Genomic DNA, 26,203 nt, shown 5'->3' with positions numbered 1-26,203 from the left:
CCCTTGAAGTTCCTTCCAATATTTTACTAACTTAGGGCCGTTATGCAGGAACAAAAACGAAAAAAGTTAAAGGAACCTCTAGAAAAGTTAACCCCGGAAGATAAACTGGAGGTATACTGGTCTTCCATTGAGTACATAGTTGGCCTGAACCGCTCTTCAGAAATTAAGGCCGGTTTGATAATCTCCTTCTACGGCTTGTTGCTGGGGGTTATTTTCGAGGTAGTAACCAATATGGAGACCGATTTTAAACTCAATTACTTCCTGATTGCAGTTTTGGCAATCTTTGTTTTTTTTGTGGCGAGGTCCATCTACTACAGTTTTAAGTGTTTCTTACCGCAGATTGAGACAAAATTTGATAAGAATATGTTCTTTTTTCACGATGTTATTACGAAGTATGGCAATATTGAGTCCTTTGCCAAAAAATTTCACGAGCTACTCCTGGATGAACAGGAACTTTACGCTCAGTTAGGGGAACAGATCTATGTAAATTCCCTGATTGCCTCAAAAAAATTCAGTGATGTGAATAATTCGGTCCGCAATCTGGTATTTAGCTTTATACCTATGTTTGTGGGTGCCCTGACGATAATTGCACAGGCCTTTATATTCTAGGAGTACTAATGACTGGAAGCTAATTTGCGGGCCTTTTCTTTTAATTCGCTCAATACCTGCTTTTTACCGGCTACTCGTTCCCGAATAGCCCAGTCTGTGTGGTAATGGTGCGCTTCCAGGAAATTGATCTGGACCTCCAGCCATTCCCTTTCATTGCTCACCACACCGAAATGCTCAAATTCAGTATATAAACCACTGCTTAATTTATAGTAATCGGGTCTTCCCAGATAATCCAGGTCTGCATCTGCCAGTATCTCCTCATAGATATTTTGGGGCCTCTGAGGGACTTTGGTGGCGCGGATCATTCCGTTGATCACCTCTATTTGCTTTTTTGAATACGTTCCCTGTAGTTTGGGCTGTAGTTCGATAATACTTTTCTCTTCGTGCTCCTGCGGGCCGTAGATATATCCAAAGTCATGCCCAATTGCCGCAATCCGAATGAGTTTTGCCACAGAATCGGCAACCATGTAATAATCTATGTAGTGGTTACATATGTTGGCAACATCAATGGTATGCCCTACAGTATGGTAAGTCAAATATTTGGGCAACCGTTCCTCTAACTCCTCCAGTATCTGCAAACATACGGCCGGGTATGCCTTTCTGTTAAGTAATTCCATATTCGCCTGAGGCTCTTATCCCTTGTGTAAAATTATATTTTGTAGGAATATTATTACAATATAAACTTACGAAACCATTTTTAAAAAGGATGATTTTTTTTGGTTTGGTTGGTCTACATTATTCAAATGTGGTAACAATCTATAAAAATTGTGGGGTTTTTACACATTTTTCTCGTCTTAAGAACAAAAAAATCTTCTGAGTAGCACAAAATCAGGCATCTGGAGTCGCATCAAAATTGGCGTAATACATTTTCAGAACCTGTTTATTCTTAACTTCTACCTCCCCCCTGTACGTAAAATCATAATGGTCTTTTAAAAGTCCAAAAGTGTTTTCCGAAACATTGATTTTACCCGGTTCCGAGTTGGACTCCATCCGGGCCGCAAAATTAACGGTGCTCCCCCAGATATCATAGGCGAATTTCTTGGTGCCGACTACCCCGGCCACTACCGGCCCAGTATTCATACCCAACCGTATTTTAAAAGGGTAAATCCCCTTGGGTGGGTTCAACTCTGTTTGTTTGGTGAATTTCAGTATTTCCATAGCAGCTTTAAAGGCATCCTCGGCATGGGTATCCTTTTCGGTAGGCAGGCCTCCTGCGCACATGTAGGCATCCCCAATGGTCTTGATCTTCTCCAGACCATAGTCTTCAATAATAGCATCGAAATTCTTAAAGTAATAATCCACGCTTTTAACGAGCATATCAGCCGATATTCGCTCGGCTATTACAGAAAAAGCCTTAAAATCTGTGAACATAACCGTTACCTTATCAAATTCCTTTGCCTTAATAAATCCGTACTGTTTCAGTTCATCTGCTGTTTCCTTTGGCAGGATATTTAAAAGGATCTGCTCGGAACGATTTCGCTCAAATGCCAGCCTCCTGTTCGTCCTGCGGATATAGAAGTATTGAAAAATGAACCCGGCAATAATGGCGAGGAATAGCGCCAGTATTACCAGCAGTAATTGCTTGGCCTTGGCGTCCTTTTCAATTTGTACGGTATTCAGCTCATTTTCCGTATTGAGCAGTTCAATCTGCCGGTCTTTCTGCTCGCTGTCGAATTGTACCTGCATTTTACCAATAACATCCTTGTATTCCTGACTTCTCAGGGAATCCGTTACTTCGGTATACCGCTGCTGGTAGGCAAAGGCCTTCCTGAAATTCCCCAGATTTGAATTAGCTTCAGCCAGGCCCTCCAGTGCTTTCTGTTTTTCGTAAAGCACCTTTATCTTTGTTGCCAGCTCAAGTCCCTGTAAAAAATACTCCACAGCAATCCGGGAAGCTTTTCGGGCCAGGTAGACATCTCCCAGACCAATATAGGCCCTGGTTTCCTGGAATTTATTTTCCTGGGCCCTGGCAGCATCTAAAGCCTGCAAGTGGAATTGCTCGGCCTTTTCAAACTCTTTTAAATCTCTGTAGGCACGCCCCATAAAATTTAAGGGCGCTGCTATATCTCCATTGATTTCGGTATAGGCTTCCAGGGATTTTTCGAGGTAGGGCAAAGCCTCCTCTGGCTTACCCCGGTTCAGCAATAATTCCCCGAGGTTTGCCGCAGCAATAGCCTGGCCTTCCATTTTAATGGCGAATTGCTCCTCGGAATTCAGCCCCTTAAACATTTCAATGGCCAGCAGGTAATTCTCTTCCGCCTTGTCAAAGGTTTCATCTTCATTCGAATAAATGGAACCCATATTGAGGAAGGCAGAACCCATCCGCAGGGTGTCTCTTACAACCTCCGCATTTTGGACTGCTTTGATCAGGTATTCCAGTGCCCTGGGCTCATCCCCTTTGGTGAGGTAAACCGCCCCTAGGTTACTTTGCAGGTTAGCTATTCCGGTAGTATCCGATATCCCGATAAAAATCTCAAGGGACTGCATAAAATAGGATTCGGCCTCCTCAAAGTTTCCCTGGGACCAGCGGATCAGGCCAAGTCCCTTTAAGGAATATGCCTTGCCACTGGCAAAATCGATCTCCTCCGCGTAGTCTATTGCCTGGTTATAAAGGGCAAAAGCAGAATCAGTCTGAGTACCCCTTAAAGAGTCCGCTTTTTTAACAATCTTATTGACAAGGGTTGAATCCAGTTGCCTTTTTCCCAACAGGGCATCCGAACTTATGTTTTCAATTTGCCCCTGGGAGATAGCCGAAACCGAATACAGTAACAGAATTACCAAAAAACTAAAGGTCCTGAAACAAGAAGAAAGTGAGAAACCCTTGAAACCCATGTTCATAAAAGTTGGAATTATTCTTTATTCGGTTGATTCCGTATGGCTTGGGAATTACGGGGGGCTTTCCAACATAAGGACTTCCTAAAAATAACAATATTTATCTATCTTTAGTTAGCTGTATACAATTAATCAGCGCTTGCTATAGGACAGGTTCCTGTTATAAAAACCAAAAATTTCATTGATTAACCCATCCATTTTCTTTGATGCCCTCCGGATTTCCAGACCAACCAGCGCCTTCAGGGACTCCCTTAGATCGTAAACTCGGGATAAAGGAAGGGATGGTCCTTTTGGTGCTGAACACTCCAAAGCCCTATCGGGAATTTTTCGAAATCCTGCCGGATATACACATTCTAGAGGCTACAGCAAATAATCTGAAGGCAGACCTGGTCCACCTCTTTGCGGTTACTCATAACCAACTGGAAACGCTACCGGAAATGGGCGTCCGGCACATGAAAACAGATGGGGCCCTCTGGGTTAGCTGGCCCAAGAAAGCCTCGCCCCTGCCTTCCGAAATAGGAAAATTCGATGTAATGCAGACAGGGCAGGCCTTTGGCCTGGTAGATGTAAAGGTTGCATCAATTGATGCAGACTGGAGCGGGCACAAATTTGTGATCCCGCTGGCCAAGCGAAAAACTCGGTAGGAATTGGGCCCAATATGTTTAAGAGGTTTGATCGGATTGCTTCTGCTCCCTCCTGTATTTCACGATTACTTTAATGACCACCCTTAATATCAGGGCAAAGGCTATCAGGTAAATAATTTGGTTTGTTTCCATTACACTGAATTTAAACGGGGCAATCTGTCATTTGGAATAACTTCCGGAAATCACCATTCCCCGAAACCAAATTAAATGTAACCATTAATTTTTGGCAAACGAAACAGCCAAACTATTTGTTGGCCGGCCTTTTGGGCAGCACTTCCTCCGGAAAGGGAAAGAGGATGGTGGAATTCTTCTCAGCGGCTATGTTTGAAAGTGTTTGATAGAGCCGCAATTTAATGGCAGAAGGAGATTTATCGATCTGAAGACCGGCTTCCAAAAGCTTTGCAGCAGCCTGTTCTTCAGCTTCAGCAAGGATAATACGCGCCCTTCGGGAGCGTTCGGCTTCGGCCTGGTTGGCCATCATCCGGCGCATGTTTTCGGGCAACTGAATATCCTTGATTTTTACATCCATTATTTCAATCCCCCATTGATGGGTTTCCTGTTCTACAATACTTTTAATATTCTTGCCCATTTCCTCCCTTTTGGATAAAATAGTATCCAGTTCCACCTTCCCGCAAACGTCCCTGAGGGCTGCCTGGGAGAGCTGTGTAATGGCAAAATGGTATTCCTCCACTTCCAGTACCGCCTTTTCGGGGTCTTTTATTTTAAAAAACACCACCCCGTCTATACTACAGGGCACGTTGTCTTCAGTCATCACCTCCTGGGAAACGATATTGATGGTAATAACGCGTATATCCACTTTTTGAATCGTTTCAACACCGGGGATGATCCAGCGCAATCCGGGCTGCAGGGTGCTGACGTATTTTCCAAAACGGAATTTAAGGGCGCGCTTGTATTCATATACAATACGTATTCCGGCCAACAAAAAGAGCAATAGTAAAATTCCTGAGAAAAAGAGCGGGTTCATAGGGAAGGTGTTTAAGGTTAACTGACTAGAGATGCTTTCCCCTACCCAAAGGGTATTGGGATACAACTTCACAGGAATCAAAGTACTCCCTTAAACGACCAATGCCTATGATATATATCAGGAACTGCAATCGCCCAAAATAGCCGGACATTAAACGGTTGAAACTTAGTGGAAGGTTAAAAGATGTTAATTCCGTTCAGGTTGATCCAGGTCATAGCCTTTTTACACCCTGCTTACTTCCTTTGCATTAAAGTTTACAGAAATGGGCTTCCTCATAATTTTGGCTGTATTACTGGCCCTGCTGGCCTATCTGTTGCTAATGCAATTGGATTTGGTTGTGAACACCTACCAGCAGCAATACTATCTCAGGGTTGGGGGTCTTTGCAGACTACTCCTTGAAAAAGACCCGGAGGAGCTGGTCCATTTGCGACTCAGAAGTGGGCTACTGAACATAATCTGGCGGCCTTCTGATTTTAAGGCCCGGGCCCAAAAACCAAAAAAGCTGCGGAAACCAAAACCTGAAAAGACGAGGAAATTCAGGTTCAGGACCCTTCTGGCCCTTTTAAAGGCTGTTAAGGTAAAGGAATTTCGCTGGCAGTTAGATACGGCCGATCCTATCCTGAACGCCCAGCTCTATCCGTTTTTTTTCTTTTTAAAAAACCAAAGGATGCGCTGCTCGGTAAACTTTGTAGGGGAGAATCAACTGGCCCTGCGGCTCAGCAGCAGGCCGGTAAAATTTTTAAAAGCAATTATTAACCCATAAAAAATTAATCATGGATTTACATTTTGAAGAATTACTGAACAGGGTCACAGACTTTATCAAGTCAGAGGCCAAAACGGAAACCATCATTGGAGAACCTTTTGAATTAGGTGCTTTTAAATGTGTACCCGTTATGAAGGTAGGTATGGGATTCGGCTCCGGAGGCGGGGAAGGATCAGAACCTAAAAAAGACAAAGGACAGGGAGGCGGCGCCGGTGCAGGTATAGGCCTGGAACCCATAGGCTTCCTGGTAAGCAAAGGCGAGGAGATTTCCTTCCTGGAGGCAGGGAGAACCCACGGCCTGGCAGCAGCTTTTGAAAAAGTTCCTGACCTGATCGAGAAACTGGCTAATCGCCGGAAAGAAGAAGCAATGGTATAAGCCTTTGAATGGGTTAGAAGCCACACCGGGGGCAGCTTTACAAAAGTTGCCCCTTTTGTTTACAGGGGTTTTATGTTAAACATATCTGCACCTTAAGATTCTTATAATCAACAGATATGTTTAAAATGCACATTTGGGATGATTGGGCTTTGTCCTGAATGTGTATCTTTCGATATAATTTTAAGTAAATCTGCAGATGGATTACAAGGTACTGGGACTGATGTCCGGCACTTCCCTTGACGGGCTGGATCTTGCCTATTGCCGTTTTCAAAGGACGGCCGGGGGCTGGCAATATGAGCTATCGCATTGCGAACAGCTGGATTATTCTATGGAGATGCAAAAAAAGCTACAAGACGCCATTGAGCTTCCTGCCCCGGAACTCCTGCAGTTGGATCACGAGTACGGGACCTGGCTGGGAAGGAAAGCAAAAGACTTTATAAAGGCCCACAACCTTCAGGTCGATTTTATCGCCAGCCATGGCCATACCGTACATCATCTGCCGGAGAAAGGCGTGACTTTCCAAATGGGATCCGGGCAACACCTGGCCGAGGCTTCCGGGGAGCGGGTTATTTGTGATTTCCGGAGTTCGGACCTGGTCCTTGGAGGTCAGGGAGCCCCGCTGGTGCCCATAGGGGACCTGCATTTGTTTTCGGATTACGACTTCTGCCTGAACCTGGGGGGTATTGCCAATATTTCTTTCCAGCGGGAAGGAAAACGGATTGCCTATGACATTGGCCTGGCCAACATGCCCTTGAATTACCTGAGCCGGAAAATGGGCCTTCCCTATGACAAAGGCGGGGAAATGGCCCGATCCGGAAACTGTGTTGAGGGGGTACTCGATGCGCTGAACAAGCTGGAATACTACCGGCTTCCCTTCCCAAAATCTACCGGATACGAATGGTTTGCGCAGGATGTGGTCCCCTTGCTGGACTTCGAAAAGCACGGCATCCCGGACCTGCTCAATACCTGTGTGGTACATATCTGTGAACAAATTGCGGCCCAGCTCCGTACGTATCAGGAAAAAAGTAAAGCCTCACTGCTGGTCACAGGAGGCGGGGCATTCAACACTTACCTGATGGATCGTTTAAAAGAAAAGCTGGGGAGTCGGGTTAAAATAGAGATTCCCGACCCCGGCCTGATTGCTTTTAAGGAAGCCCTGGTGTTCGCCTTTATGGGAGTACTCAGGATACGCGAAGAAACAAATGTACTGAGCTCGGTAACCGGAGCCAGCAGGGATCATAGCAGTGGTCAGCTATTTTACCCGCTTTAAACCTTAGATTATATGTTTTTCCGCAATACTGCCTGCCTGTTCAACAGCCAGCCGGAATCCGGCCTTCTTAACGTTTCTTTGACGTAAGTTCTCTCAAAAATTGCCTTTCTTAGAGTAAATTTTTAACGACAACAGCTATTTATGAAAAGACCGGGTACAAGAATATTCCTAACAGGCGCACTGATTCTGGTATTTATGGTCCTTTCCGGGTGCAGGGAAGCGAAAACCGATGCGGAAGGCAGCACGGCTGTTGTAAACAAGCCTGCGGATCGCAAAAGCAACCGGCCTGAAGCTCAGAACTATCTGGAAGATGTTGCCATTTATGAGTCCTTTAGTGATATAGAGCCCCTGTTCCGGTATAACAATGACACCACCTATGTTGTAAATTTCTGGGCCACCTGGTGCAAGCCCTGTATAAAGGAACTTCCCTATTTCGAAGAACTGAACAACAGCCGTTCCGGGGAAAAGGTGAAAGTGATACTGGTTAGCCTGGATTTTCCCAAACAGGTGGAAACCAATCTGCTCCCCTTCCTGGAAAAAAGGAAAATCTCCTCTGAGGTAGTGGTGCTGCTGGATGGCAAGTACAATGACTGGATAGACAAAGTAAGCCCGGAATGGTCTGGCGCCATCCCGGCCACCTATGTATACAGGGCCAACCGCCAACAATTGATCGGGCAGCCGTTTGAGAACTTTCAACAACTGGATTCCATCGTCAAACCGTTTTATACCTCTAAAAGTCTATAGCTATGAATAAATTATTTATTACCCTGGCCCTTGTGATGAGTTCTTTTATAACACTTCCCTTTTTCACCCATACCCCACAGGCGGAAAGTGAAACCGGCGCTTTTTTATCGGGAATTTCCGTTGGGGACAAAGCCCCGGCCTTTAACCTGAAAAACATAGACGGCAAAAAATACTCCTTTGACAATATTAAAGACGCCAACGGAAAAACCCCAAAAGGGTTTATAGTGGTCTTTACCTGCAATACCTGCCCCTATGCCATAGCAAACGAGCAAAGGCTCATTGAGCTGCACAAGGCCTATTCCCCAAAAGGCTACCCGGTGGTGGCCATACAGCCCAATGACCCGGCCATTCAACCCGGAGACAGTTTTGAGGCCATGAAGCAAAATGCAGCAGAAAAAGGCTTCCCTTTCCTGTATTTATTAGATGAAAAGCAGGAGGTATTCCCGGCTTACGGAGCCACCAAAACGCCTGAGGTCTACTTGGTTGATGCTAAACGTATTGTACGGTATCACGGGGCCATAGACGACAGCGTACGCAACCCGGATGGGGTGGAAGAAAAGTTTGTCGAAATGGCCATTGCAGCAATTGAAGCGGGTAAAGATCCTAATCCGGCCACTACCAAGGCGATTGGTTGTGGGATAAAGGCCAAATAGGGCCGAATGATTTTAAAAAGGTCTTGCGTTTATTTTCTTTAGGAAACCGAAATTACTGGATTACAGCTTCGCTGTGATCCAGACCGGGAAACCACTTCTGCAAATAGGGCCGAACGACCAAAACAGGTCCGGTGGACCTGTTTTAGTGAGGAGCCAGGCGGTGCGCAGGCTTTGTTGAATTTACGACTTGGAATTTGGGATTTTTTTACTTGGAATTTGGCTGGATTACAGCTTTGCTGTGATCCAGACTGGGAAACCACGACTGCAAATACTAAATCCTAAGCGCTGCAAGCGCTTTGCTTTTTTGTTCTCATCCGAAATCGGAGCGAGCTCCATTTCGTCTGAAAACAAAAAATCCGCACCATGAGGTGCGGATTTAGTGCTTGATGTGGGCCCTACTGGATTCGAACCAGTGACCCCCTGCTTGTAAGGCAGGTGCTCTGAACCAACTGAGCTAAGAGCCCTTAAAGAGGTGTGCAAATATAGAATAGTTTTTAAAGTCCCAAAAGAAAAATCTGCAAAAAATCAAAGCACTTCTGCCACCGTAAAATTACTGCCTCCCACAAAGATCAGGTCTTCCGGGGAGGCCGCATGCAGGGCTGCCTTCAAGGCATCTGGAATACTGCCAAAGGTCTTCCCCTTTACCCTGTAATGCAGGGCTGAAGCGGCCAGCTGATCCGCATCCAGACCCCTTGGGATGTCCGGTCGGGCAAAATAGTAGCGTGCTGTTTTTGGAAATAGCGGCCAAATCCCGTCCAGGGGTTTTTCCTTTACGAAGCCCAGTACAAAATGAAGCTCCCTGTAGGTTTGCTTAGCCAACTGCTCCAGCACCAGTTCCAGCCCTTCCCGGTTATGGGCGGTGTCGCATAAAACCCTGGGGTGCTCCCTCAGGATTTGCCAGCGCCCCAGCAGCCCGGTATTTTCAGCTACTTTCAGGAGCCCTTTTGCGGTATTCTCCTGGCTGACTGTAAACCCGCGCAGTTGCTCCAAAGCAGCAAGGACTCCCTTTATATTTCGCTGCTGGTAATCTCCCAAAAGGTCAGTTGGATAATCCGGGTATTCCTGCTGATCCGCAAACAGGATGGGGGCCTTCATGAGGGTAGCTTTATTCCGGAATACTTCAGTTGTTTCTGACTGTGTTTCACTGATCACCACCGGGGTTTTTTCTTTGATGATCCCGGCCTTTTCGGATGCGATCTTCGGCAGCTCATTTCCCAGGATTTCCGTATGGTCAAAACCGATATTGGTGATCAGGCTAACCTCCGGTCGAATGATATTGGTAGAGTCCAGGCGGCCCCCCAGGCCCACCTCAATTATGGCTATATCCACCTTTTTCCTCCTGAAATATTCGAAGGCCATCCCGACCGTCATTTCAAAGAAGGACAATTTATGTTGTTCCAGAAACCTCCGGTGCCTGCCAATAAAGCCGATCACAAACTGCTTGGATACTGGTAGGCCATTTATGCGAATCCGCTCCCGGAAATCCTTGAGGTGGGGGGAGGTATACAACCCTACCCTGTAACCTGCCTCCTGCAGGACAGAGGCCAGCATATGGCTGCTGGACCCCTTGCCATTGGTTCCGGTTACGTGTATACTCTTAAAATGGTGGTGGGGATGGTTCAGCCTTTCGTCCAGGGCTTTAATATTGTCCAGTTTGGCATTATAGGCCACGGCCCCCTTCTGCTGATACATCGGAAGTTGGGCAAACATCCAGTCCAGGGTCTGCCGGTAGGTCATCTATTCTCCGAGTTTGAAATTGACCACTACAAAACCAACCTGCTGGTCCGGGGCTTTGGAATCCGGATTCCATCTGTGAAGGAAAGCTGTCTTTTTAGCCGGTTCCAGTAAACAGGGGTCATTATTGGTAGTACCCCTCATCCCCGGGCTGGCACTAATTACTTTACCATTGCGGTCTACCACGATGCGGACCACTACCCTGCCCTCCTGATTGCATTCATGCTGTACCTTGCCTTTGCTTGCAAGGTTACGGCCGCTAAGGCCATATCCCCCGGTTCCGCTTCCGCTACCCGGGCTGCCGTAATACGTGGTTGCGTATGGGTCCCCTCCGGGATCGCCTTTGTCTCCAGCCCTGTTGTCATCTCCCTCGCTCCCTTCAGCTGAGCCATCTGAATTGTTCAATCCGCCCATCAGGGCATCCAGTTTTCGCTTTTTGGCCTCCTGCTCCTGTCTGGCCCGTTCCTCTGACTCCCTTTTTTCACGGGCAATGCGGGCGGCTTCCGCCTTTGCTTTGCGGGCGGCTTCCGCGGCCTTTCGCTCGGCCTCCTGTTGCTGTCTTATTTTAATGCTTTCTTCGGTTTCCTGGGTAAGTACCTTTTCGGCCGGGGCCTCCGTTTGGGCCTCCTCGGTTACTTCTTCAGGAATGGCCTCGGGGCTTGTTTCAGCTGCTTCCTCAATTTGTTCTTCTACCTGCTGGGGCTGGGAGCGCACAGGTTCCCGGGGCTGCTGTTGGCCCATCCCGAATTCCATGGTGCCGAAATTAACCGTGATCCCGTTTTCAATGGGCGGGTCCATATAGGTTAGCCCGATGTAAAAAAGCAAAAGGATGAGTACACTCAACAGCAAAGTGGTAAGTGTAAAGGATTTTTTCTTGTGTCTCGTATCTAAGAATGACATCAATTCGGGCGCACTGCAAGAATCACTTTGTAACTGTTACGGTTGGCGATGTCCATTACATTTACGGCTTCCTTGATCGCAACGCTTTCTTCAGCCCGTAAAATAATAGTAGGGTTCTCCTGACCCTCCAGTGCTTTTTTTAGTTCAATTTCAATATAGTCTCCGTTAATCTGCTGATTGTTCACAAAGTACTCCAGGTCCCGGTTAATGGTAACCGAAACATTCTGCGTATTTGTAGATTTCCCCCTGGCTTTGGGCAACAAGAGGTCCAAAGCGTTAGGCGAGTTTGCCGTAAGCATAAAAAAGATCAGCAAAAGAAATACTATGTCCGTCATGGAGGACATGCTGAATTCCGGACTGATCTTATTCCTTCCTTTTAATTTCATGATACAGATTTAGGCCGGTTCGCTCAATAAGTCGAGGAATTCCACAGCATTCGCTTCCATCTTGTGTACTACCTTGTCTGTGCGGTTTACCAGGTGGTTATAGCCCATATAGGCGATAATTCCCACCACCAGTCCGGCCACGGTAGTGGTCATGGCAGTGTAGATCCCTGAAGCCAGGGCACCCATTTCGGCCTGCCCCCCGCTGGTCGCCATTTGATGGAAGGCCAGTATCATCCCGATTACCGTTCCCAGAAAGCCAATCATTGGGGCCGCTCCAGCTACAGTAGCCAGGACATTTACATTCTTTTCCAGTTTATAAACCTCCAGGGTACCCGCGTTTTCAATGGCGGTATTGATGTCATCCAAAGGTTTCCCGATTCGGGAAATTCCCTTTTCGGTCAGGCGGGCTACCGGGCTGTCGGTCTGGGCGCAGAGAATCTTGGCCGATTCCAGTTTGCCGCTCATTACGTGGTCCCGGATCTGGTTCATAAAGTTCTTATCGATTTTTGAGGCTGCCTTAATGGCCAAAAGCCTTTCAAAATAAATGTAAAGCGCCACGGCCAGCATCACAAAGAGCACCGAAATAATCACAATACTCCCGGTTCCTCCGTTAAAAATCAGATCAATTACAGACAGGGTTTTCTCTTCTGAGGCGATTACCCCAAGTTGGGTCTGATCCGCCGCATCCTGCAACAATATCATCATGTGTTGTTCTTAAAGTTGCCCTAATAACGGGAATTTGTAATTTAAATTATGCGTGAAGCACAAAATCGCGTAATAAAACAAAAACCAGTGCTCCGGCAAGGAATCCGGCTGCTGCCAACCAGGCTATTTTACGCAGATACCAGAAGAAATCGATCTTCTCCATCCCCATGGCTACTACCCCGGCTGCGGAACCAATAATGAGCATACTGCCCCCTGTTCCTGCAGAGTAGGCAATAAAATGCCATAACGGACTGTCCATACCTTCGGAGAACATTCCCATAGAGGCTGCCACCAGGGGCACGTTATCGATTACGGCCGAACCCACTCCCAATAACAGGACCACTATATCCGTATTGGGTATAGCTGCGTTCATACTTTCGGCGTAATGGAAAAGATATCCCAGCGATTCCAGGGCAGCAACTGCGAGCAGTATCCCCAGGAAGAACAAAATACTGGGCAGCTCTATTTTGGATAAAGACGAATGTACCGGACTGTGCGAGGCATGCTCGTCACTTTCCTTTTTGTCCACAGAAGAAATACTGAATTTTGCATTACTATAGATTTCTGCAAAGGTCGCCACAATTGCCAGTGACAACATCATGCCTACATAAGGAGGCAAGTGTGTGATAGTCTTAAAAAAGGGCACAAATACGATGGATCCCAGACCAAGATATAACATGGTGGGACCAAATTTTGAGGTCTTTTCCGTGTCCTCCTCCAGGTCTGCGTCAATAAGACCCTGGAAAACGCGCTTTCTGCTCGCGATAAAGGTGGGTACCACCGTACACATAATAGAAGGCAGCAATACATGCAGGATCAGCTGGGAAGCAGAAACCTTATTGGCGATCCACAACATAGTTGTTGTTACATCCCCAATGGGTGACCAGGCTCCCCCCGCATTGGCGTTTATGATGATCAGGCCTGCAAACCACAAACGGGTCTCCCGGTCCTTGATAACCTTTTGAAGGATGGTAACCAATACAATGGTTGCCGTTAGGTTGTCAATAATTGCCGATAGTATAAAGGCCAGTATAGAAAATAGCCACAGGAGCTTTCTTTTGCTCCGGGTGCGGATATACCCCTTAATGGTTGCGAATCCATTGAAATAATCGATTATTTCTACAATCGTCATTGCCCCCAGCAGGAACACCAGAATTTCTGCGGTTTTCCCCAAATGGTGCAGTAGCATCTCATCCAGGTGGGAAGGCTCTAACTCCTTTAATTCCGCATTGACTTCAAAAACAGGCAAATGTGCCAGGGCGATGATTGCCCACAAAATAGCCATCATGGCCAGGGCCGGAATCAGTTTGTCAATTTTAAGGTTGTGTTCGAGGGTAATCGCGAGATACCCGACAAGAAAAACGATAATTACAATGGTTTCCATACAGGTCGGTTTATATTAAACGAGTTGTTTCAGTGCTATTTCAAAAGCCGTTCGACTCAGGTTCTTTTTTGATGGATTCGCCTTAAAGATATTCAAAATTGCCTTTCTAATGGTATTCGAAGTATCATTAAAAATGGCATCGTCGTCCATTGCCACCCTTCCTTCCATAAAATAAGCGAAGACCCTGGCCATTCCACAATTCGATACAAAGTCTGGAATCAGGCTCAGCCGCTGATCTGTAAATTCCATAATGGGCCCAAAAAAGATCTCCTTATCTGCAAAGGGAACATTAGCCCCGCAGGAGATTACCTCCAACCCTGTTTCGATAAGGGTCTGGATTTGCTTTTGGTCAATGAGACGGGAAGCCGCACAAGGGGCAAATATTTCTGCCTGCAGGCTCCAAATCCTGGAATTGATCTCTTCAAAAGAGAGCATATCATCCGCAATCAGGGCATTTCCCTTCTTTTTCCGGAAAAAAGTCTTGATTTCCTCAAAACTGAAGCCCTCTTCACGTATTACCCCACCATGCCGGTCTATGACCCCAACTATTTTAGCGCCCATTTTAGACAGGTAGAAGGCCGCCGCTGAGCCCACATTTCCAAATCCCTGTACTATGGCCCTTTTGCCCACTACACTGCTGCTGTGAATATCGTAGTAATGCCTTACTGCCTCAGCTACCCCAAAACCGGTAATCATATCGGCAACGGTGTATTTCCGACTGAGGTCCGGGGAATAGGCTTCGCTTTCCAGTACTTTGATAACCCCCATCCGCAATTGCCCGATCCGGTTGATCTTATCTGCCTCTGTGGGCCTGAAATGTCCGTTAAACACCCCTTCCTGAGGATGCCACACCCCGGCATCTTCAGTGATTGGGATTACCTCGTGAATTTCATCTACATTGAGGTCCCCACCTGTGCCGTAATAGGATTTCAGCAAAGGAGAAACCGCCCGGTACCATCGCTCGAGAACTCCCTTTTTGCGGGGGTCTTCCGGATTAAAATTAATACCGGATTTTGCCCCGCCTATTGGCGGGCCGGAAACGGTAAACTTAACTTCCATGGTTTTGGCCAGGGAAAGCACCTCATTCATATCCAGGCCTTCCCGCATTCGGGTACCACCACCGGCAGCCCCGCCCCTGAGAGAATTGATAACCGTCCAACCTTCTGCTTCGGTTTCCGGGTCGCGCCATTGAAAAACGATTTCGGGAGGTTTATTTTCATAGCGCTCCAACAACTCCTTCATTACCATAAAAGTCTGTTTTTAGGGGATTAAAATTTTATTGATCATAAAAAGTAGTCTCCCGCCTTGCCTGAGACAGACAAATATAAAAATAAAGGGATGGATTTAAAGAAATTCTGCAGCGTCCCTCATGAAATGGTTTCAATCTTCTATTTGCATATTCTCAATAATCCTTGAGGTCTATTGCCATCCTTGTAAACAGGTTGTATATTTGCATGCCTTTATTGAGATAATTGCAATACCTATGGATTTTAGTTTAACAGAAGAACAGCAAATGGTGCAGCAGGCTGCACGGGATTTTGCGCAAAATGAATTGTTGCCGGGTGTGATCGAAAGAGACGAGAAACAAGAATTCCCGGCAGAACAAATTCGCAAAATGGGGGAGCTCGGATTTATGGGGATGATGGTTGCCCCAAAGTACGGAGGCAGTGGGCTGGATACCCTGTCTTATGTACTGGTAATGGAAGAATTATCCAAAATTGACGCCTCTTCTTCTGTTGTGGTATCCGTGAATAATTCCCTGGTTTGCTGGGGCCTTGAAACTTTTGGTACCGAGGAGCAGAAAGAAAAATATCTCAAAAGGCTGGCCAGTGGTGAAGTAATTGGGGCATTTTGCCTTTCCGAACCCGAGGCCGGGAGTGATGCCACCTCTCAGAAAACTACTGCAGAAGACAAGGGCGATCACTATCTACTCAATGGAACAAAAAACTGGATTACCAACGGGAATTCTGCTGATATCTACCTGGTAATGGCACAGACCTATCCGGAAAAAGGTCATAAAGGGATCAATGCACTGATTGTTGAAAAAGGAATGCCGGGCTTTGAAATTGGTCCTAAAGAACAAAAAATGGGAATCCGCGGAAGCGACACACATTCCCTGATGTTTACAGATGTCAAGGTCCCCAAGGAAAACCGGATTGGAACGGATGGTTTTGGTTTTAAATTTGCCATGAAAACCCTGGCAGGCGGCAGGATAGGAATTGCCGCTCAGGCACTTGGGATCGCTGCCGGGGCCTATGAACTGTCCCTGAAATATTCAAGGGAGCGAAAGGCTTTCGGAACTGAAATAGCCAACCACCAGGCCATCGCCTTTAAACTTGCGGATATGTATACGCAGATTGAAGCTGCCCGTATGCTGGTCTATAAAGCCGCCCAGGATAAAGATAATGGGGACAATTACGATCTTTCAGGGGCCGTTGCCAAGCTCTATGCCTCTCAGGTAGCCATGGATACAGCGGTAGAAGCCGTACAGGTCCACGGTGGCAATGGATATGTAAAGGAATACCACGTAGAGCGAATGATGCGCGATGCCAAGATCACGCAGATTTACGAGGGTACTTCCGAGATACAGAAAATTGTAATATCCAGGAGCATTATACACAATTAGCTTCTCTGAACGAAGTTCCAACCCCCTGAATATTTTCATTTCAGGGGGTTTTTTTGTGCTTTTCCCAATCAATTACCCCTTTTCCAGGGGTTGACTGAACCTATTTTTGCTTTCCCTGCTGTACGCCCCCGGAAAAATGGGTTGTAAGTACAATCTCCACTGGCAGATTTTTAAATCATCAATATGAACCTTCGATATTTTTCAAATTCTTTTTTATTTAACGTTTTATTGGTTTTGTTGCATTATTTACTGCTTTTAATAATATATGCTGCATTTATGCTATCAATTATGCTATTTTTGAGAGATTATTTTAATGGCAGATGAGCCGACTGAATGGTCCGGATTACAGGCTATTCAATCATGGAAAAAGAAAGGCTATATGAAAAAGCAAGGATTATACTTACCTGAATTTGAACACGACAACTGCGGAGCTGGATTTATTTGCAGCCTGGAAGGCAAAAAGTCAAACGATATTATCCACAAGGCCCTGGAGATCCTTGAGAAACTCGAACACAGGGGTGCTGTTAGTTCGGATGGTAAGACCGGCGATGGAGCAGGCATCCTGATCGATATCCCACATGAATTTTTCACTGAGGTATGTTCCTTTTCCCTGCCGGAAGCAGGGCAGTATGCCGTAGGCAATGTCTTCCTGCCGAAAAGGGAAAATCAGCGGAAGTACTGTATGGAATTATTCGAAAAGAACCTGAAGGAACAGGAACTCAATATTCTGGGATGGCGGGATGCCCCTGTTAACCGGCAGGTGCCCGGGCGAATTGCTTCTGAAACCGAGCCTTTCGTAAAGCAGATTTTTGTGGGGAAGTCCATCCCTGAGCAGTCCGATTTTGATTTCCAACTGAAACTCTTTATTGCCCGGAAAACGACGGAACATACTATAATTAATTCCAGATTATCCGAGAGTGCCTTTTTCTACCTGCCCAGTCTTTCCACCAAAATTATTATTTACAAGGGCCTGTTGATGCCCCTGGATATAAAAAGATACTACAAGGACCTGATGGATCCCAGGGTAGTTACCCGCCTGGCTCTGGTACACCAGCGCTTCTCTACCAATACCTTTCCTACCTGGGACCTGGCCCAACCCTTCAGGTATATGTGCCATAACGGGGAGATCAACACCCTCAGGGGGAATGTTTCCCGGATGAAATCCAGGGAAGAGCTCCTTAAAAGTGACTGGTTTGGTGATGACATCAAAAAAATCCTGCCAGTGATATTACCTGGTAAATCGGATTCGGCCACAATGGACATGGTAGTGGAGCTACTCCTGATGAGCGGTCGCTCCCTTCCGGAAGTGATGATGATACTGGTTCCTGAAGCCTGGGAAAAAAATGAAGAGATGTCCGAAACCAAACGGGCTTTCTATGAGTTTCATTCCTGTATGATGGAACCCTGGGATGGCCCGGCTTCCATCCCATTTACCGATGGGAATTACATAGGCGCCATTCTGGACCGGAACGGGTTAAGGCCTTCCCGGTATTCTGTAACCAAAGATGGTTACGTTATTATGTCTTCTGAAACAGGGGTTTTAGACCTGAAGCCGGAAAATATTGCGCAACACGGAAGGTTGGAGCCCGGTAAAATGTTCCTTGTCAATATGGAAGAAGGCCGTATTGTAAACGATGAGGAGATCAAAGAGCGAATTGCCTCCAGGTATCCGTATAAAAAATGGCTGGACAAAAACCTGGTGCACCTAAGGGATATTCCTTATAACGACTGCCCGCTCTTTCTGGGAGAAGCCCCCCTGGAACAGCGCAAAGCTGCCTACGGATATACCCTTGAAGACATCAATACCATCATTTTACCTATGGGACAGGTTGCCAAAGAACCCATTGGTTCTATGGGGTCTGATACGCCCATAGCTGTTTTATCGGAGCGGCCGCAATTGATCTATAATTATTTCAAACAATTATTCGCCCAGGTTACAAACCCACCCCTGGACGGTATCCGGGAGGAATTAATAACGGACATCAGCCTAACTTTGGGCAGTGACCGCAACCTTTTTGAATTTACAGAAGAACATTGCCGCAAGCTGAAAATCCAGAATCCGGTTATCTCCAAAGAAGACCTGGATAAAATCAAAAATTACGATGCGAGTCCGGATTATAAAGTAGTTACCCTGCCCATTCTTTATGAAGTAGCCCTGGGGCACAATGGCCTGGAAAACGCTTTGGAGGATTTGTTGAAAAGAACATCCGATGCAGCGGATCAGGGGGCCAATATCATTATCCTGTCGGACCGAAACGTCAATGAGCAATGGGCCCCTATTCCGGCCCTTCTGGCTTGTTCGTTTGTAAACAGCGGCCTGCAGAAGCTCCGCAAGCGATCCCAGCTGAGTATTATAGTGGAGTCGGCCGAACCAAGGGAAGTCCACCACTTTGCCCTGCTCTTCGGATTCGGAGCCAGCGCCATCAACCCCTACCTGGTTAATGAAATTATCGCCGAGCAGATTGAGGCTAACGATATTGAAAATTTCACCCTGGAACAGGCCATACGAAATTATAACAAGGCAATCGGTAAGGGTATTTTAAAGGTGATGAACAAGATCGGGATCTCTACACTGAACTCCTATCGGGGCTCACAATTGTTTGAATGTATTGGCCTGAATACCCAACTGGTAGATAAATATTTCCCAAAGACCCCCACAAGGATACAGGGAATCGGTCTGTACGAACTTGAAAAAGAAATTGCCCAGCGCCACCGTAAAGCCTTTAATAAAGAGGATATTGCAGCCACTCTGGATTTGGAAATCGGGGGGGAATACCGCTGGAGGAGGGATGGCGAAAAACACATGTTTAACCCGCTTAGTATTGCTAAACTTCAAAAAGCCGTCCGCAACAACGAGGCAGGTACCTATAAGGAATATTCCGATCTGGTGAATAAACAGTCCAAAAGCCTGATGACGCTTCGGGGTCTTTTTGACTTCGCCAATTTTGATCCCATCCCTCTCGAAGATGTGGAACCCTGGACCGAAATTGTAAAGCGATTTAAAACCGGGGCCATGTCTTATGGCTCCATCAGTAAGGAGGCTCATGAAAACCTCGCCATCGCAATGAACAGAATAGGCGGGAAAAGCAACTCGGGAGAGGGGGGTGAAGATGCGGAACGCTTCTATAAAAACCTGAGCGGAGACTGGAAAAACAGCGCAATTAAACAGGTTGCCTCAGGCCGCTTCGGGGTTACTTCCAACTACCTGAGCAATGCACAGGAAATCCAGATTAAAATGGCTCAGGGAGCAAAGCCAGGTGAAGGCGGGCAGTTACCCGGTCCTAAAGTAAATCCGGCTATTGCCAAAACAAGGAATTCCACCCCTTATGTGGGGCTTATTTCGCCTCCTCCTCACCACGACATTTACTCCATTGAAGATCTGTCCCAATTGATTTACGATTTGAAATCGGCCAACCGCGAAGCCCGGATCAACGTGAAACTGGTATCCGAGGTTGGAGTAGGCACTGTTGCTGCGGGGGTGGCAAAAGCCAAGGCAGATGTCATCCTTATTTCCGGACATGATGGGGGTACGGGAGCCTCTCCCCTCACCTCCCTGAAACATGCGGGACTTCCATGGGAACTGGGTATTTCAGAAGCCCAGCAAACCCTGGTTATGAATGATTTGCGCAACCGGGTAGTCCTTGAATGCGACGGGCAGTTAAAAACGGGAAGGGATGTGGCGGTTGCCTGCTTGCTGGGCGCAGAAGAATTTGGCTTTGCAACGGCACCGCTAGTGGCCTCTGGCTGCATCATGATGCGGGTATGTCATCTGAATACCTGCCCGGTAGGTATTGCCACTCAGAATCCTGAATTACGCAAGAAATTTGAAGGCAAACCGGAGCATGTGGTGAATTACATGTATTTTATTGCGCAGGAGCTGCGCGAAATTATGGCAAGCCTTGGCTTCAGGACGGTTGATGAAATGGTCGGGCAGGTTCATAAGCTGGACCGCAATAAGGCCATAGACCATTACAAAACCAGGGGGCTTGACCTCTCACCTATCCTGCATCAGGTTCAGGTTCCCCCGGGAACCAAATTCTACAATACTGAAAAACAGGAGCACGCCATTTCTAAATCTATTGAGTTTGAGATTCTGGAAAAGGCCCATCCGGCCTTATTCAGAAAGGAGAAAATCAGCCTGGATTTTCCTATTCACAATACAGACCGCGCTGTTGGTGCGATTATCAGTAATGAGATCTCCAAGATCTATGGGGCAGAAGGACTGCCCGATAATACGCTTCGTCTGAATTTTACTGGCTCTGCCGGACAGAGCTTCGGGGCTTTTGCAACCAAAGGACTGTGTATGGTAGTTAATGGGAACACCAATGATTACCTGGGTAAAGGACTGTCCGGGGCAAGACTGGTCGTAAAGATACCGGATGGATCTACCCTGGTGCCGGAAGAGAATATTATAACCGGTAATGTCTCGCTTTATGGGGCAACCTCAGGGGAAGCTTACATCAATGGTAAAGCTGGCGAAAGGTTTTGTGTACGGAATTCCGGTGCCAAAGCAGTTGTTGAGGGGATAGGAGACCACGGTTGCGAATACATGACCGGAGGGGTTGCCGTTATCCTGGGTGAAGTAGGCAGAAACTTTGGAGCCGGTATGAGTGGTGGTATTGCCTATGTACTGGATACCCACAATACGTTCAAAAAGCGATGCAACCAAACCGCACTCAATTTGCTGCGGGTGGAAGAAGACGGTGATATTGCTGAACTGCGGTCGCTCATTGAAAATCATTACAATGCAACTTTTAGCCCGCTGGCACAAAAGCTGCTGGAAAATTGGGAAAAATTCCTTCCAAAATTTATCAAAGTATTCCCGGAAGAATACCGGCAGGCTTTGATCCGGCTTGAAAATGAACAGAAAGAAATCGTATAAAATGGGAAAGATTACAGGATTTTTAGAGTTTGAAAGAAAAGATGAGGCCTATCTCCCCGTAGAAGAGCGCATCCGGAATTATAAGGAATTTACGAAGCCTCTTCCCGAAAAAACCTTGAAGGAACAGGGGGCGCGTTGTATGGATTGCGGTATTCCTTTTTGCCATAGCGGATGTCCGCTGGGAAACCTGATCCCGGACTTTAACGACGCTGTGTACCGGGGGAAATGGGAAAAGGCTGCCAAAATCCTTCATGCAACCAACAACTTCCCGGAATTCACGGGCAGGCTTTGCCCTGCTCCCTGTGAAGAGGCCTGTGTACTGGGTATTAATGAAGATCCGGTTACCATAGAGAATATTGAAAAGCAAATTGCCGAGACCGCCTTTAAAGAGGGATGGATTAAGGCCCTCCCCCCGTCAAAGCGCACGGGTAAAAAAATTGCCATTGTCGGTTCCGGACCAGCAGGCCTGGCAGCGGCCCAGCAATTAAACCGAGCCGGGCACCTTATAACCGTCTTTGAACGGGATGAAAAGCCGGGCGGGCTTTTGCGCTACGGAATCCCGGATTTTAAGATGGAAAAACACATTATAGACAGGCGGCTGGCCATACTGGAAGAGGAGGGCATACAATTTAAGTGCGGAGTGAATATAGGACTCGACTTAAAAGCCGGAGAACTTAGGGAGCAATTTGATGCTGTTTTACTTTGCGGAGGGGCGACCCTACGCAGGTCCCTTCCCATCCCCGGTTCAGATTTAAATGGAGTAGTACAGGCAATGGACTTCCTGTCTCAAAACAACCGCAGGGTTGCGGGCATAAAGGATCTGGGCGAGGAAATTCTGGCCAGGGACAAGCAGGTTATAGTAATAGGAGGAGGAGATACCGGCTCGGATTGTATCGGGACGTCCTTCAGGCATGGGGCAAAATCGGTGGTCAATTTCGAAATCCTGGGCAAGCCGCCGGTTGGCAGACCGGAAGACCAGCCATGGCCCTTCTGGCCCATGCGCCTCAGGACGAGTTCTTCGCATAAAGAAGGTGCAGAACGCCACTTCAGTATTTCCACCAAATCTTTTAATGGTGATGGTAATGGCAACCTCATAAGCCTTACAACTGTTGAAGTAGAGTGGAAACAAAGCCCTGGAACGCGTCCCATACTTAAAGAAGTATCCGGAACTGAAAAGGAATGGCCCTGTGACCTGGCCTTGCTCGCACTGGGCTTTACCGGGTCTGAGAGCACAGTTGCGGATCAGCTGGGAGTGGAACGGGATCCCAGAACCAATATTAAGGCCTCCGCCATTGATTTTCAAACCAATGTACCCGGAGTATTTGCAGCCGGAGACCAGCGACGGGGGCAGTCCCTGATTGTCTGGGCTATCTCTGAGGGGCGACAGGCTGCCCACCATGTAGATAAATATCTGATGGGTCAAAGCAGTCTGCCTCTGAAAGGAGAAGGTGATCTGCCTCGTGTCTGAGTTAAGCATGGGGATGTTTTGGGACTGTCTTTTGATTTTTATATATTTTATAGTGGAATTAAAAATCAATTGACAAATGAACTACACAAGCTCTTCAAGATTATTCACATGTTTAATAAGTACCGTTTTCTTATTGTCTGCTTGCAAATCCGATCCCAAGGAAAAAAAAGAGGAAGAAACCTCCGCTGAAGCAGAAACTCCAAAAGTGGTGCAGGTAGTAACAAAATCTATGGAATTCAGTGCCCCGGATACTATCCCCTCCGGCTGGAACACCTTCGTGTATAAAAACATGTCAACAGAACCTCATTTTATATTACTGGACAAATATCCCGAAGGAGTTAATATTGAGAATACCAAAACGGAAGTAGTTCCTGCATTCGACAAAGGCATGCAGTTAATTATGAAAGGAAAAAACGATGAAGCCATGGAGGCCTTCGGAACCCTTCCGGCCTGGTTCTCCGAGATAGTCTTTTCCGGAGGAACGGGGTTGATTTCCCCTCGGCAAACAGCAGTATCCATGGTTAAGCTAGACCCCGGTTATTATGTGATGGAATGCTATGTGCGCATGCCTGACGGAAGTTTCCACAGTTCTATGGGTATGGTGAAAGAACTAATTGTTATTCCAGAGGATAGCGGAATGACTCCTCCGGAGGCAGATTTTGAAATTGATCTTGGCAGCGAAAATGGGATCAGATGGAACGGTAATCCAAAGGCCGGTAAAAACATTATTAGGGTAAATTACAAGGATCAGATAGTCCATGAAAATTTTGTGGGCCATGACCTCAATCTGGTTGCCATGACTCCGAATGCAGACCTGCAGACGCTGGAAGCGTGGATTAATTGGGCCACTCCAAAAGGGCTTATGAGTTCAACCTTACCTGAGGGGTTCACCTTTTTAGGAGGTACCAACGATTCCCCTGCCGGGAGTAGTCAATATTTTGAGGTGGAGTTGGAACCCGGGCAATATGTACTGATCTCTGAAGTACCTGACGCTGCTTCAAAAGGGTTGTTAAAAACCTTAGAAGTAAGAGCGGAACAGTAAAAGCGAATAAAAAGGAAGTAATTCTTATTGGACCAACCGGTCCATGATGTTCAGGTATCGGGGGGTTTTTTTAATGGGGTCGACAAGGGATGTATTTTTTATCCAGTTAATCCACTGATCATGTTTTAAATAAGCCTCTTCCACTTGTTCCAGGGCCTGTTCGTATTTGTTGAGGCTGCACAATACCACAGCCAGTTGAGACGGCGATACATAACCGGTTTTAGATGCTTCCAACATATTATTTAAGACCACAAGGGCCTTATCTTCGCGACCGGTTTTTGCATAGACATAGCCGGCGATAAAATTGGTTTCCAGTCCGAAATTCCGCTTCAACAGAGTTTGATAAGCTTCTTCATATAGCCCTTTTTCTGACAAAACTACAGCTTGTAACCAGAGCATTTGTTTATGATCAGGAATCAATTCCAGTTTGGTTTTGATTACCTCTTCAGCACTGTTCAGATCCCCCTGAAATATATAACTCAGGGTCAGATAAATATCATTAAATGCATTTAGCGGATCTAAAATTTTGGCTTTTCTCCGCAATTCGATCGCCTTCTCAAAATCTCCCAATATCTGAAGAGCAAAAGCATACCAATGGTAAGTCAGGTCAAAATTAGGGCTCTCCTCAAGGGATTTTTCAAAATAGGGAATAGCCTTCCTGAACTCGAAGTTCAGGCAGTGGACAATCCCGAGGATACCGCTTACTTTTCCGGATCCCGGATCCAGTTTTTCAGCTTCCAGAGCATATTGCTTAGCCTTCCAAGCCCCTTCTGCGGAAGAGAGATAGCCCCTGCTTACATCAAATATATAAGCCTCCGCCATCCCGATATAAGGCTCAACATAGTTTGAATCCAACTTAATCGCAGTCTTAAAATACCGCGTTATATCTTCCAGTTTCTGTCCTGTATGGTCATGCATAGCGCTCTTACCCATGGCATTATATTTATACGCCTCTACATTAAGATCCGCCGCTTCAGATCTTTTGACCTTTTTTAATTTCTTTTCAGTGATTTTCAGGCCCTTGTATATATTTTCGCCTATATCGGTGAGAAGATCCTTCACCCGGGATAAATCGCCCGTAAAAGTAGCGTAACTAAGAACTTCATTATCCGTTCCATCGATGACTTCAATCTTCACATCAAGGCTTTTACTGTAAATCGAATAGCTTCCCATAAGTAGAATATCGGCTTTGAGTTCCCTTGAGATTTGGGAGATGGGATTATCGGCAGTATTAAACTTAAAAGTTGATCTTGAAGAGATTACCGAAACAGAAGAAAACTGGCATAACTCACTGATCACATCTTCCGCTAAACCTTCTCTTAAATAACCAAATTCCGCGTTGTCTGAACGGTCTTCAAAAGGTAGAACGGCAATTCTATAATTCTTATGATAAAGAGTTTCTTCATTTTTATTCCAATTCGATCCCGCCCAGAAGCTACCCGCAAGTAAAATCAGAAAAGCGCTTAACCCTGCTCCTAAGATTACCGTGTTTAATCTCCTGCTATTTAACTCTCTGTTGACTGAAGTAACTGAAAACTCGGGGGTTTTCTGTATCCCTTTTGGGGTAAGGTCATATACCCAGGAAAATCCCATCCAGAATACAAACCCGATTGCCAACAGGTATATTAACCCTTGCAATAGATAAGTAGGGGCGTTAAAAACGGGAAAAAGGGTTGAGGCAATTTGAATCAGAACCCAGGAAACTGCGAGATACGCAATTAGAGCCCTGATTACATTTCTTCTTATGAGCTCCTTATAGAAATTTTTAGCATCCATTGTTATCTGATTCTGCTTCAAAATCAAGTGAATAGAATCGCATTCAAAAGATTTGGCGACTGACTATGTAAGTAATGAATTATATGGAAAAACGGCAATGATTTTTGTCAGTGACACCCCTTTAGCGAACCCTTTGTAAAGTTGTTTTTTTGCAGGGGCTTTGCAGAAAGAAGGTATAATTTGTCTGTGGGGGTAAGGGGCATTGCCCTGGGGCAGGGCGCTGCTTTGTTACTGCAGCCCTGATGGGTATTTTGTTCTGTGGGGGTAAGGGGCTTTGCCCCGGGGAGGTACGCAATGGCTTTGGGCTCATTGCCCTTTGTTTGCCCGATCATATAGGGCCATAAAAAAACCCTGCAGTAAAACAACGTTTACTACAGGGCTTAAAGAAGGCGGCGACCTACTCTCCCACCTAGTGGCAGTACCA

Annotated in this window: 21 protein-coding genes, 1 tRNA gene and 1 rRNA gene (1 of these 23 only partly in view); 11 read left to right on the top strand and 12 right to left on the bottom strand. The window is 46.4% G+C overall.

Annotation, left to right across the window (positions count from 1 at the left end; translation table 11 throughout):
• Positions 1-42: 42 nt before the first annotated feature.
• Positions 43-609: a Pycsar system effector family protein gene (locus ACT6NU_RS09135; protein ID WP_445381366.1), complete on the top strand. Its 567-nt coding sequence runs from the start codon at positions 43-45 to the stop codon at positions 607-609.
• A 5-nt stretch (positions 610-614) separates the two neighbouring features.
• Here the strand turns inward: ACT6NU_RS09135 and ACT6NU_RS09130 are convergent, their stop codons facing one another.
• Together ACT6NU_RS09130 and ACT6NU_RS09125 are read right to left on the bottom strand one after the other, a co-directional pair.
• A complete protein-coding gene (locus tag ACT6NU_RS09130) occupies positions 615-1,226 on the bottom strand; it encodes an HD domain-containing protein (protein ID WP_445381365.1) in 612 nt (203 codons plus the stop codon).
• A gap of 211 nt (positions 1,227-1,437) precedes the next feature.
• Positions 1,438-3,447, bottom strand: coding sequence for an adenylate/guanylate cyclase domain-containing protein (locus ACT6NU_RS09125; protein WP_445381364.1), 2,010 nt, complete (start codon positions 3,445-3,447; stop codon positions 1,438-1,440).
• A gap of 200 nt (positions 3,448-3,647) precedes the next feature.
• On the opposite strand from ACT6NU_RS09125, the gene ACT6NU_RS09120 reads away from it, so the two are divergent.
• On the top strand, positions 3,648-4,085 hold the full coding sequence (locus ACT6NU_RS09120) for a hypothetical protein (RefSeq protein ID WP_445381363.1): 438 nt from the start codon (positions 3,648-3,650) through the stop codon (positions 4,083-4,085).
• A gap of 244 nt (positions 4,086-4,329) precedes the next feature.
• Here ACT6NU_RS09120 and ACT6NU_RS09115 read toward each other — a convergent pair whose 3' ends face one another.
• On the bottom strand, positions 4,330-5,070 hold the full coding sequence (locus tag ACT6NU_RS09115) for a slipin family protein (protein ID WP_445381362.1): 741 nt from the start codon (positions 5,068-5,070) through the stop codon (positions 4,330-4,332).
• Between the two features lie 262 nt (positions 5,071-5,332).
• On the opposite strand from ACT6NU_RS09115, the gene ACT6NU_RS09110 reads away from it, so the two are divergent.
• From ACT6NU_RS09110 to ACT6NU_RS09090, 5 genes are all read left to right on the top strand, one after another.
• On the top strand, positions 5,333-5,833 hold the full coding sequence (locus ACT6NU_RS09110; RefSeq protein WP_445381361.1) for a hypothetical protein: 501 nt from the start codon (positions 5,333-5,335) through the stop codon (positions 5,831-5,833).
• 10 nt (positions 5,834-5,843) lie between these two features.
• The gene (locus ACT6NU_RS09105) at positions 5,844-6,209 is read left to right on the top strand and encodes a GerW family sporulation protein (protein ID WP_445381360.1); all 366 of its coding nucleotides are present in this window, start codon (positions 5,844-5,846) and stop codon (positions 6,207-6,209) included.
• Between the two features lie 196 nt (positions 6,210-6,405).
• Positions 6,406-7,479, top strand: a complete 1,074-nt coding sequence (locus tag ACT6NU_RS09100) for an anhydro-N-acetylmuramic acid kinase (protein WP_445381359.1) — start codon at positions 6,406-6,408, stop codon at positions 7,477-7,479.
• Between the two features lie 141 nt (positions 7,480-7,620).
• Positions 7,621-8,223 (top strand): TlpA disulfide reductase family protein, encoded by a 603-nt coding sequence (locus ACT6NU_RS09095; RefSeq protein WP_445381358.1) that lies wholly within the window; start codon positions 7,621-7,623, stop codon positions 8,221-8,223.
• 2 nt (positions 8,224-8,225) lie between these two features.
• Entirely contained in the window at positions 8,226-8,876 is a 651-nt protein-coding gene (locus ACT6NU_RS09090) for a thioredoxin family protein (protein WP_445381357.1), read from the top strand.
• Positions 8,877-9,265: 389 nt separating this feature from the next.
• Here the strand turns inward: ACT6NU_RS09090 and ACT6NU_RS09085 are convergent.
• The 7 genes from ACT6NU_RS09085 to ACT6NU_RS09055 form a co-directional block, all read right to left on the bottom strand.
• Positions 9,266-9,340: transfer RNA gene (locus ACT6NU_RS09085), tRNA-Val, on the bottom strand.
• A gap of 61 nt (positions 9,341-9,401) precedes the next feature.
• On the bottom strand, positions 9,402-10,613 hold the full coding sequence (locus tag ACT6NU_RS09080) for a bifunctional folylpolyglutamate synthase/dihydrofolate synthase (RefSeq protein WP_445381356.1): 1,212 nt from the start codon (positions 10,611-10,613) through the stop codon (positions 9,402-9,404).
• Complete coding sequence (locus tag ACT6NU_RS09075; RefSeq protein ID WP_445381355.1) at positions 10,614-11,510, bottom strand: energy transducer TonB; 897 nt, start codon at positions 11,508-11,510, stop codon at positions 10,614-10,616.
• Positions 11,510-11,896, bottom strand: coding sequence for an ExbD/TolR family protein (locus ACT6NU_RS09070; protein WP_445381354.1), 387 nt, complete (start codon positions 11,894-11,896; stop codon positions 11,510-11,512). Before ACT6NU_RS09070 ends, ACT6NU_RS09075 begins: the two co-directional genes overlap by 1 nt.
• Positions 11,897-11,905: 9 nt before the next feature.
• A complete protein-coding gene (locus ACT6NU_RS09065) occupies positions 11,906-12,598 on the bottom strand; it encodes a MotA/TolQ/ExbB proton channel family protein (protein ID WP_445383848.1) in 693 nt (230 codons plus the stop codon).
• A gap of 49 nt (positions 12,599-12,647) precedes the next feature.
• Complete coding sequence (nhaD, locus tag ACT6NU_RS09060) at positions 12,648-13,985, bottom strand: sodium:proton antiporter NhaD (RefSeq protein WP_445381353.1); 1,338 nt, start codon at positions 13,983-13,985, stop codon at positions 12,648-12,650.
• 15 nt (positions 13,986-14,000) lie between these two features.
• Positions 14,001-15,227, bottom strand: coding sequence for a Glu/Leu/Phe/Val dehydrogenase dimerization domain-containing protein (locus tag ACT6NU_RS09055; protein ID WP_445383847.1), 1,227 nt, complete (start codon positions 15,225-15,227; stop codon positions 14,001-14,003).
• A 241-nt stretch (positions 15,228-15,468) separates the two neighbouring features.
• Between ACT6NU_RS09055 and ACT6NU_RS09050 the strand changes: the two genes are divergently transcribed.
• The 4 genes from ACT6NU_RS09050 (at position 15,469) to ACT6NU_RS09035 (ending at position 24,003) form a co-directional block, all read left to right on the top strand.
• Entirely contained in the window at positions 15,469-16,611 is a 1,143-nt protein-coding gene (locus ACT6NU_RS09050; protein ID WP_445381352.1) for an acyl-CoA dehydrogenase family protein, read from the top strand.
• A gap of 379 nt (positions 16,612-16,990) precedes the next feature.
• Complete coding sequence (gene gltB, locus ACT6NU_RS09045; RefSeq protein WP_445381351.1) at positions 16,991-21,493, top strand: glutamate synthase large subunit; 4,503 nt, start codon at positions 16,991-16,993, stop codon at positions 21,491-21,493.
• Position 21,494: 1 nt separating this feature from the next.
• Positions 21,495-22,961 carry a glutamate synthase subunit beta gene (locus tag ACT6NU_RS09040; RefSeq protein ID WP_445381350.1) on the top strand — a complete coding sequence of 489 codons (1,467 nt, stop codon included), beginning with the start codon at positions 21,495-21,497 and terminating at the stop codon, positions 22,959-22,961.
• Positions 22,962-23,094: 133 nt separating this feature from the next.
• Complete coding sequence (locus tag ACT6NU_RS09035) at positions 23,095-24,003, top strand: hypothetical protein (protein WP_445381349.1); 909 nt, start codon at positions 23,095-23,097, stop codon at positions 24,001-24,003.
• Positions 24,004-24,027: 24 nt separating this feature from the next.
• Here the strand turns inward: ACT6NU_RS09035 and ACT6NU_RS09030 are convergent, their stop codons facing one another.
• Positions 24,028-25,779: a tetratricopeptide repeat protein gene (locus tag ACT6NU_RS09030; protein WP_445381348.1), complete on the bottom strand. Its 1,752-nt coding sequence runs from the start codon at positions 25,777-25,779 to the stop codon at positions 24,028-24,030.
• A 384-nt stretch (positions 25,780-26,163) separates the two neighbouring features.
• Positions 26,164-26,203 (bottom strand): 5S ribosomal RNA (gene rrf, locus ACT6NU_RS09025); it runs 70 nt beyond the window's last position.

This window comes from Robiginitalea rubriflava (assembly GCF_052540725.1).
Note: the sequence above shows the minus strand (reverse complement) of the source record. Positions and strands in the feature narration are given on the sequence as shown.

Bases quoted from the DNA above. Each gene is read 5' to 3' on its own strand.
- ACT6NU_RS09135 (WP_445381366.1), top strand. From the start codon at position 43: ATGCAGGAACAAAAACGAAAAAAGTTAAAGGAACCTCTAGAAAAGTTA.
- ACT6NU_RS09130 (WP_445381365.1), bottom strand. From the start codon at position 1,226: ATGGAATTACTTAACAGAAAGGCATACCCGGCCGTATGTTTGCAGATA.
- ACT6NU_RS09125 (WP_445381364.1), bottom strand. From the start codon at position 3,447: ATGAACATGGGTTTCAAGGGTTTCTCACTTTCTTCTTGTTTCAGGACC.
- ACT6NU_RS09120 (WP_445381363.1), top strand. From the start codon at position 3,648: ATGCCCTCCGGATTTCCAGACCAACCAGCGCCTTCAGGGACTCCCTTA.
- ACT6NU_RS09115 (WP_445381362.1), bottom strand. From the start codon at position 5,070: ATGAACCCGCTCTTTTTCTCAGGAATTTTACTATTGCTCTTTTTGTTG.
- ACT6NU_RS09110 (WP_445381361.1), top strand. From the start codon at position 5,333: ATGGGCTTCCTCATAATTTTGGCTGTATTACTGGCCCTGCTGGCCTAT.
- ACT6NU_RS09105 (WP_445381360.1), top strand. From the start codon at position 5,844: ATGGATTTACATTTTGAAGAATTACTGAACAGGGTCACAGACTTTATC.
- ACT6NU_RS09100 (WP_445381359.1), top strand. From the start codon at position 6,406: ATGGATTACAAGGTACTGGGACTGATGTCCGGCACTTCCCTTGACGGG.
- ACT6NU_RS09095 (WP_445381358.1), top strand. From the start codon at position 7,621: ATGAAAAGACCGGGTACAAGAATATTCCTAACAGGCGCACTGATTCTG.
- ACT6NU_RS09090 (WP_445381357.1), top strand. From the start codon at position 8,226: ATGAATAAATTATTTATTACCCTGGCCCTTGTGATGAGTTCTTTTATA.
- ACT6NU_RS09080 (WP_445381356.1), bottom strand. From the start codon at position 10,613: ATGACCTACCGGCAGACCCTGGACTGGATGTTTGCCCAACTTCCGATG.
- ACT6NU_RS09075 (WP_445381355.1), bottom strand. From the start codon at position 11,510: ATGTCATTCTTAGATACGAGACACAAGAAAAAATCCTTTACACTTACC.
- ACT6NU_RS09070 (WP_445381354.1), bottom strand. From the start codon at position 11,896: ATGAAATTAAAAGGAAGGAATAAGATCAGTCCGGAATTCAGCATGTCC.
- ACT6NU_RS09065 (WP_445383848.1), bottom strand. From the start codon at position 12,598: ATGATATTGTTGCAGGATGCGGCGGATCAGACCCAACTTGGGGTAATC.
- nhaD (WP_445381353.1), bottom strand. From the start codon at position 13,985: ATGGAAACCATTGTAATTATCGTTTTTCTTGTCGGGTATCTCGCGATT.
- ACT6NU_RS09055 (WP_445383847.1), bottom strand. From the start codon at position 15,227: ATGAAGGAGTTGTTGGAGCGCTATGAAAATAAACCTCCCGAAATCGTT.
- ACT6NU_RS09050 (WP_445381352.1), top strand. From the start codon at position 15,469: ATGGATTTTAGTTTAACAGAAGAACAGCAAATGGTGCAGCAGGCTGCA.
- gltB (WP_445381351.1), top strand. From the start codon at position 16,991: ATGAAAAAGCAAGGATTATACTTACCTGAATTTGAACACGACAACTGC.
- ACT6NU_RS09040 (WP_445381350.1), top strand. From the start codon at position 21,495: ATGGGAAAGATTACAGGATTTTTAGAGTTTGAAAGAAAAGATGAGGCC.
- ACT6NU_RS09030 (WP_445381348.1), bottom strand. From the start codon at position 25,779: ATGGATGCTAAAAATTTCTATAAGGAGCTCATAAGAAGAAATGTAATC.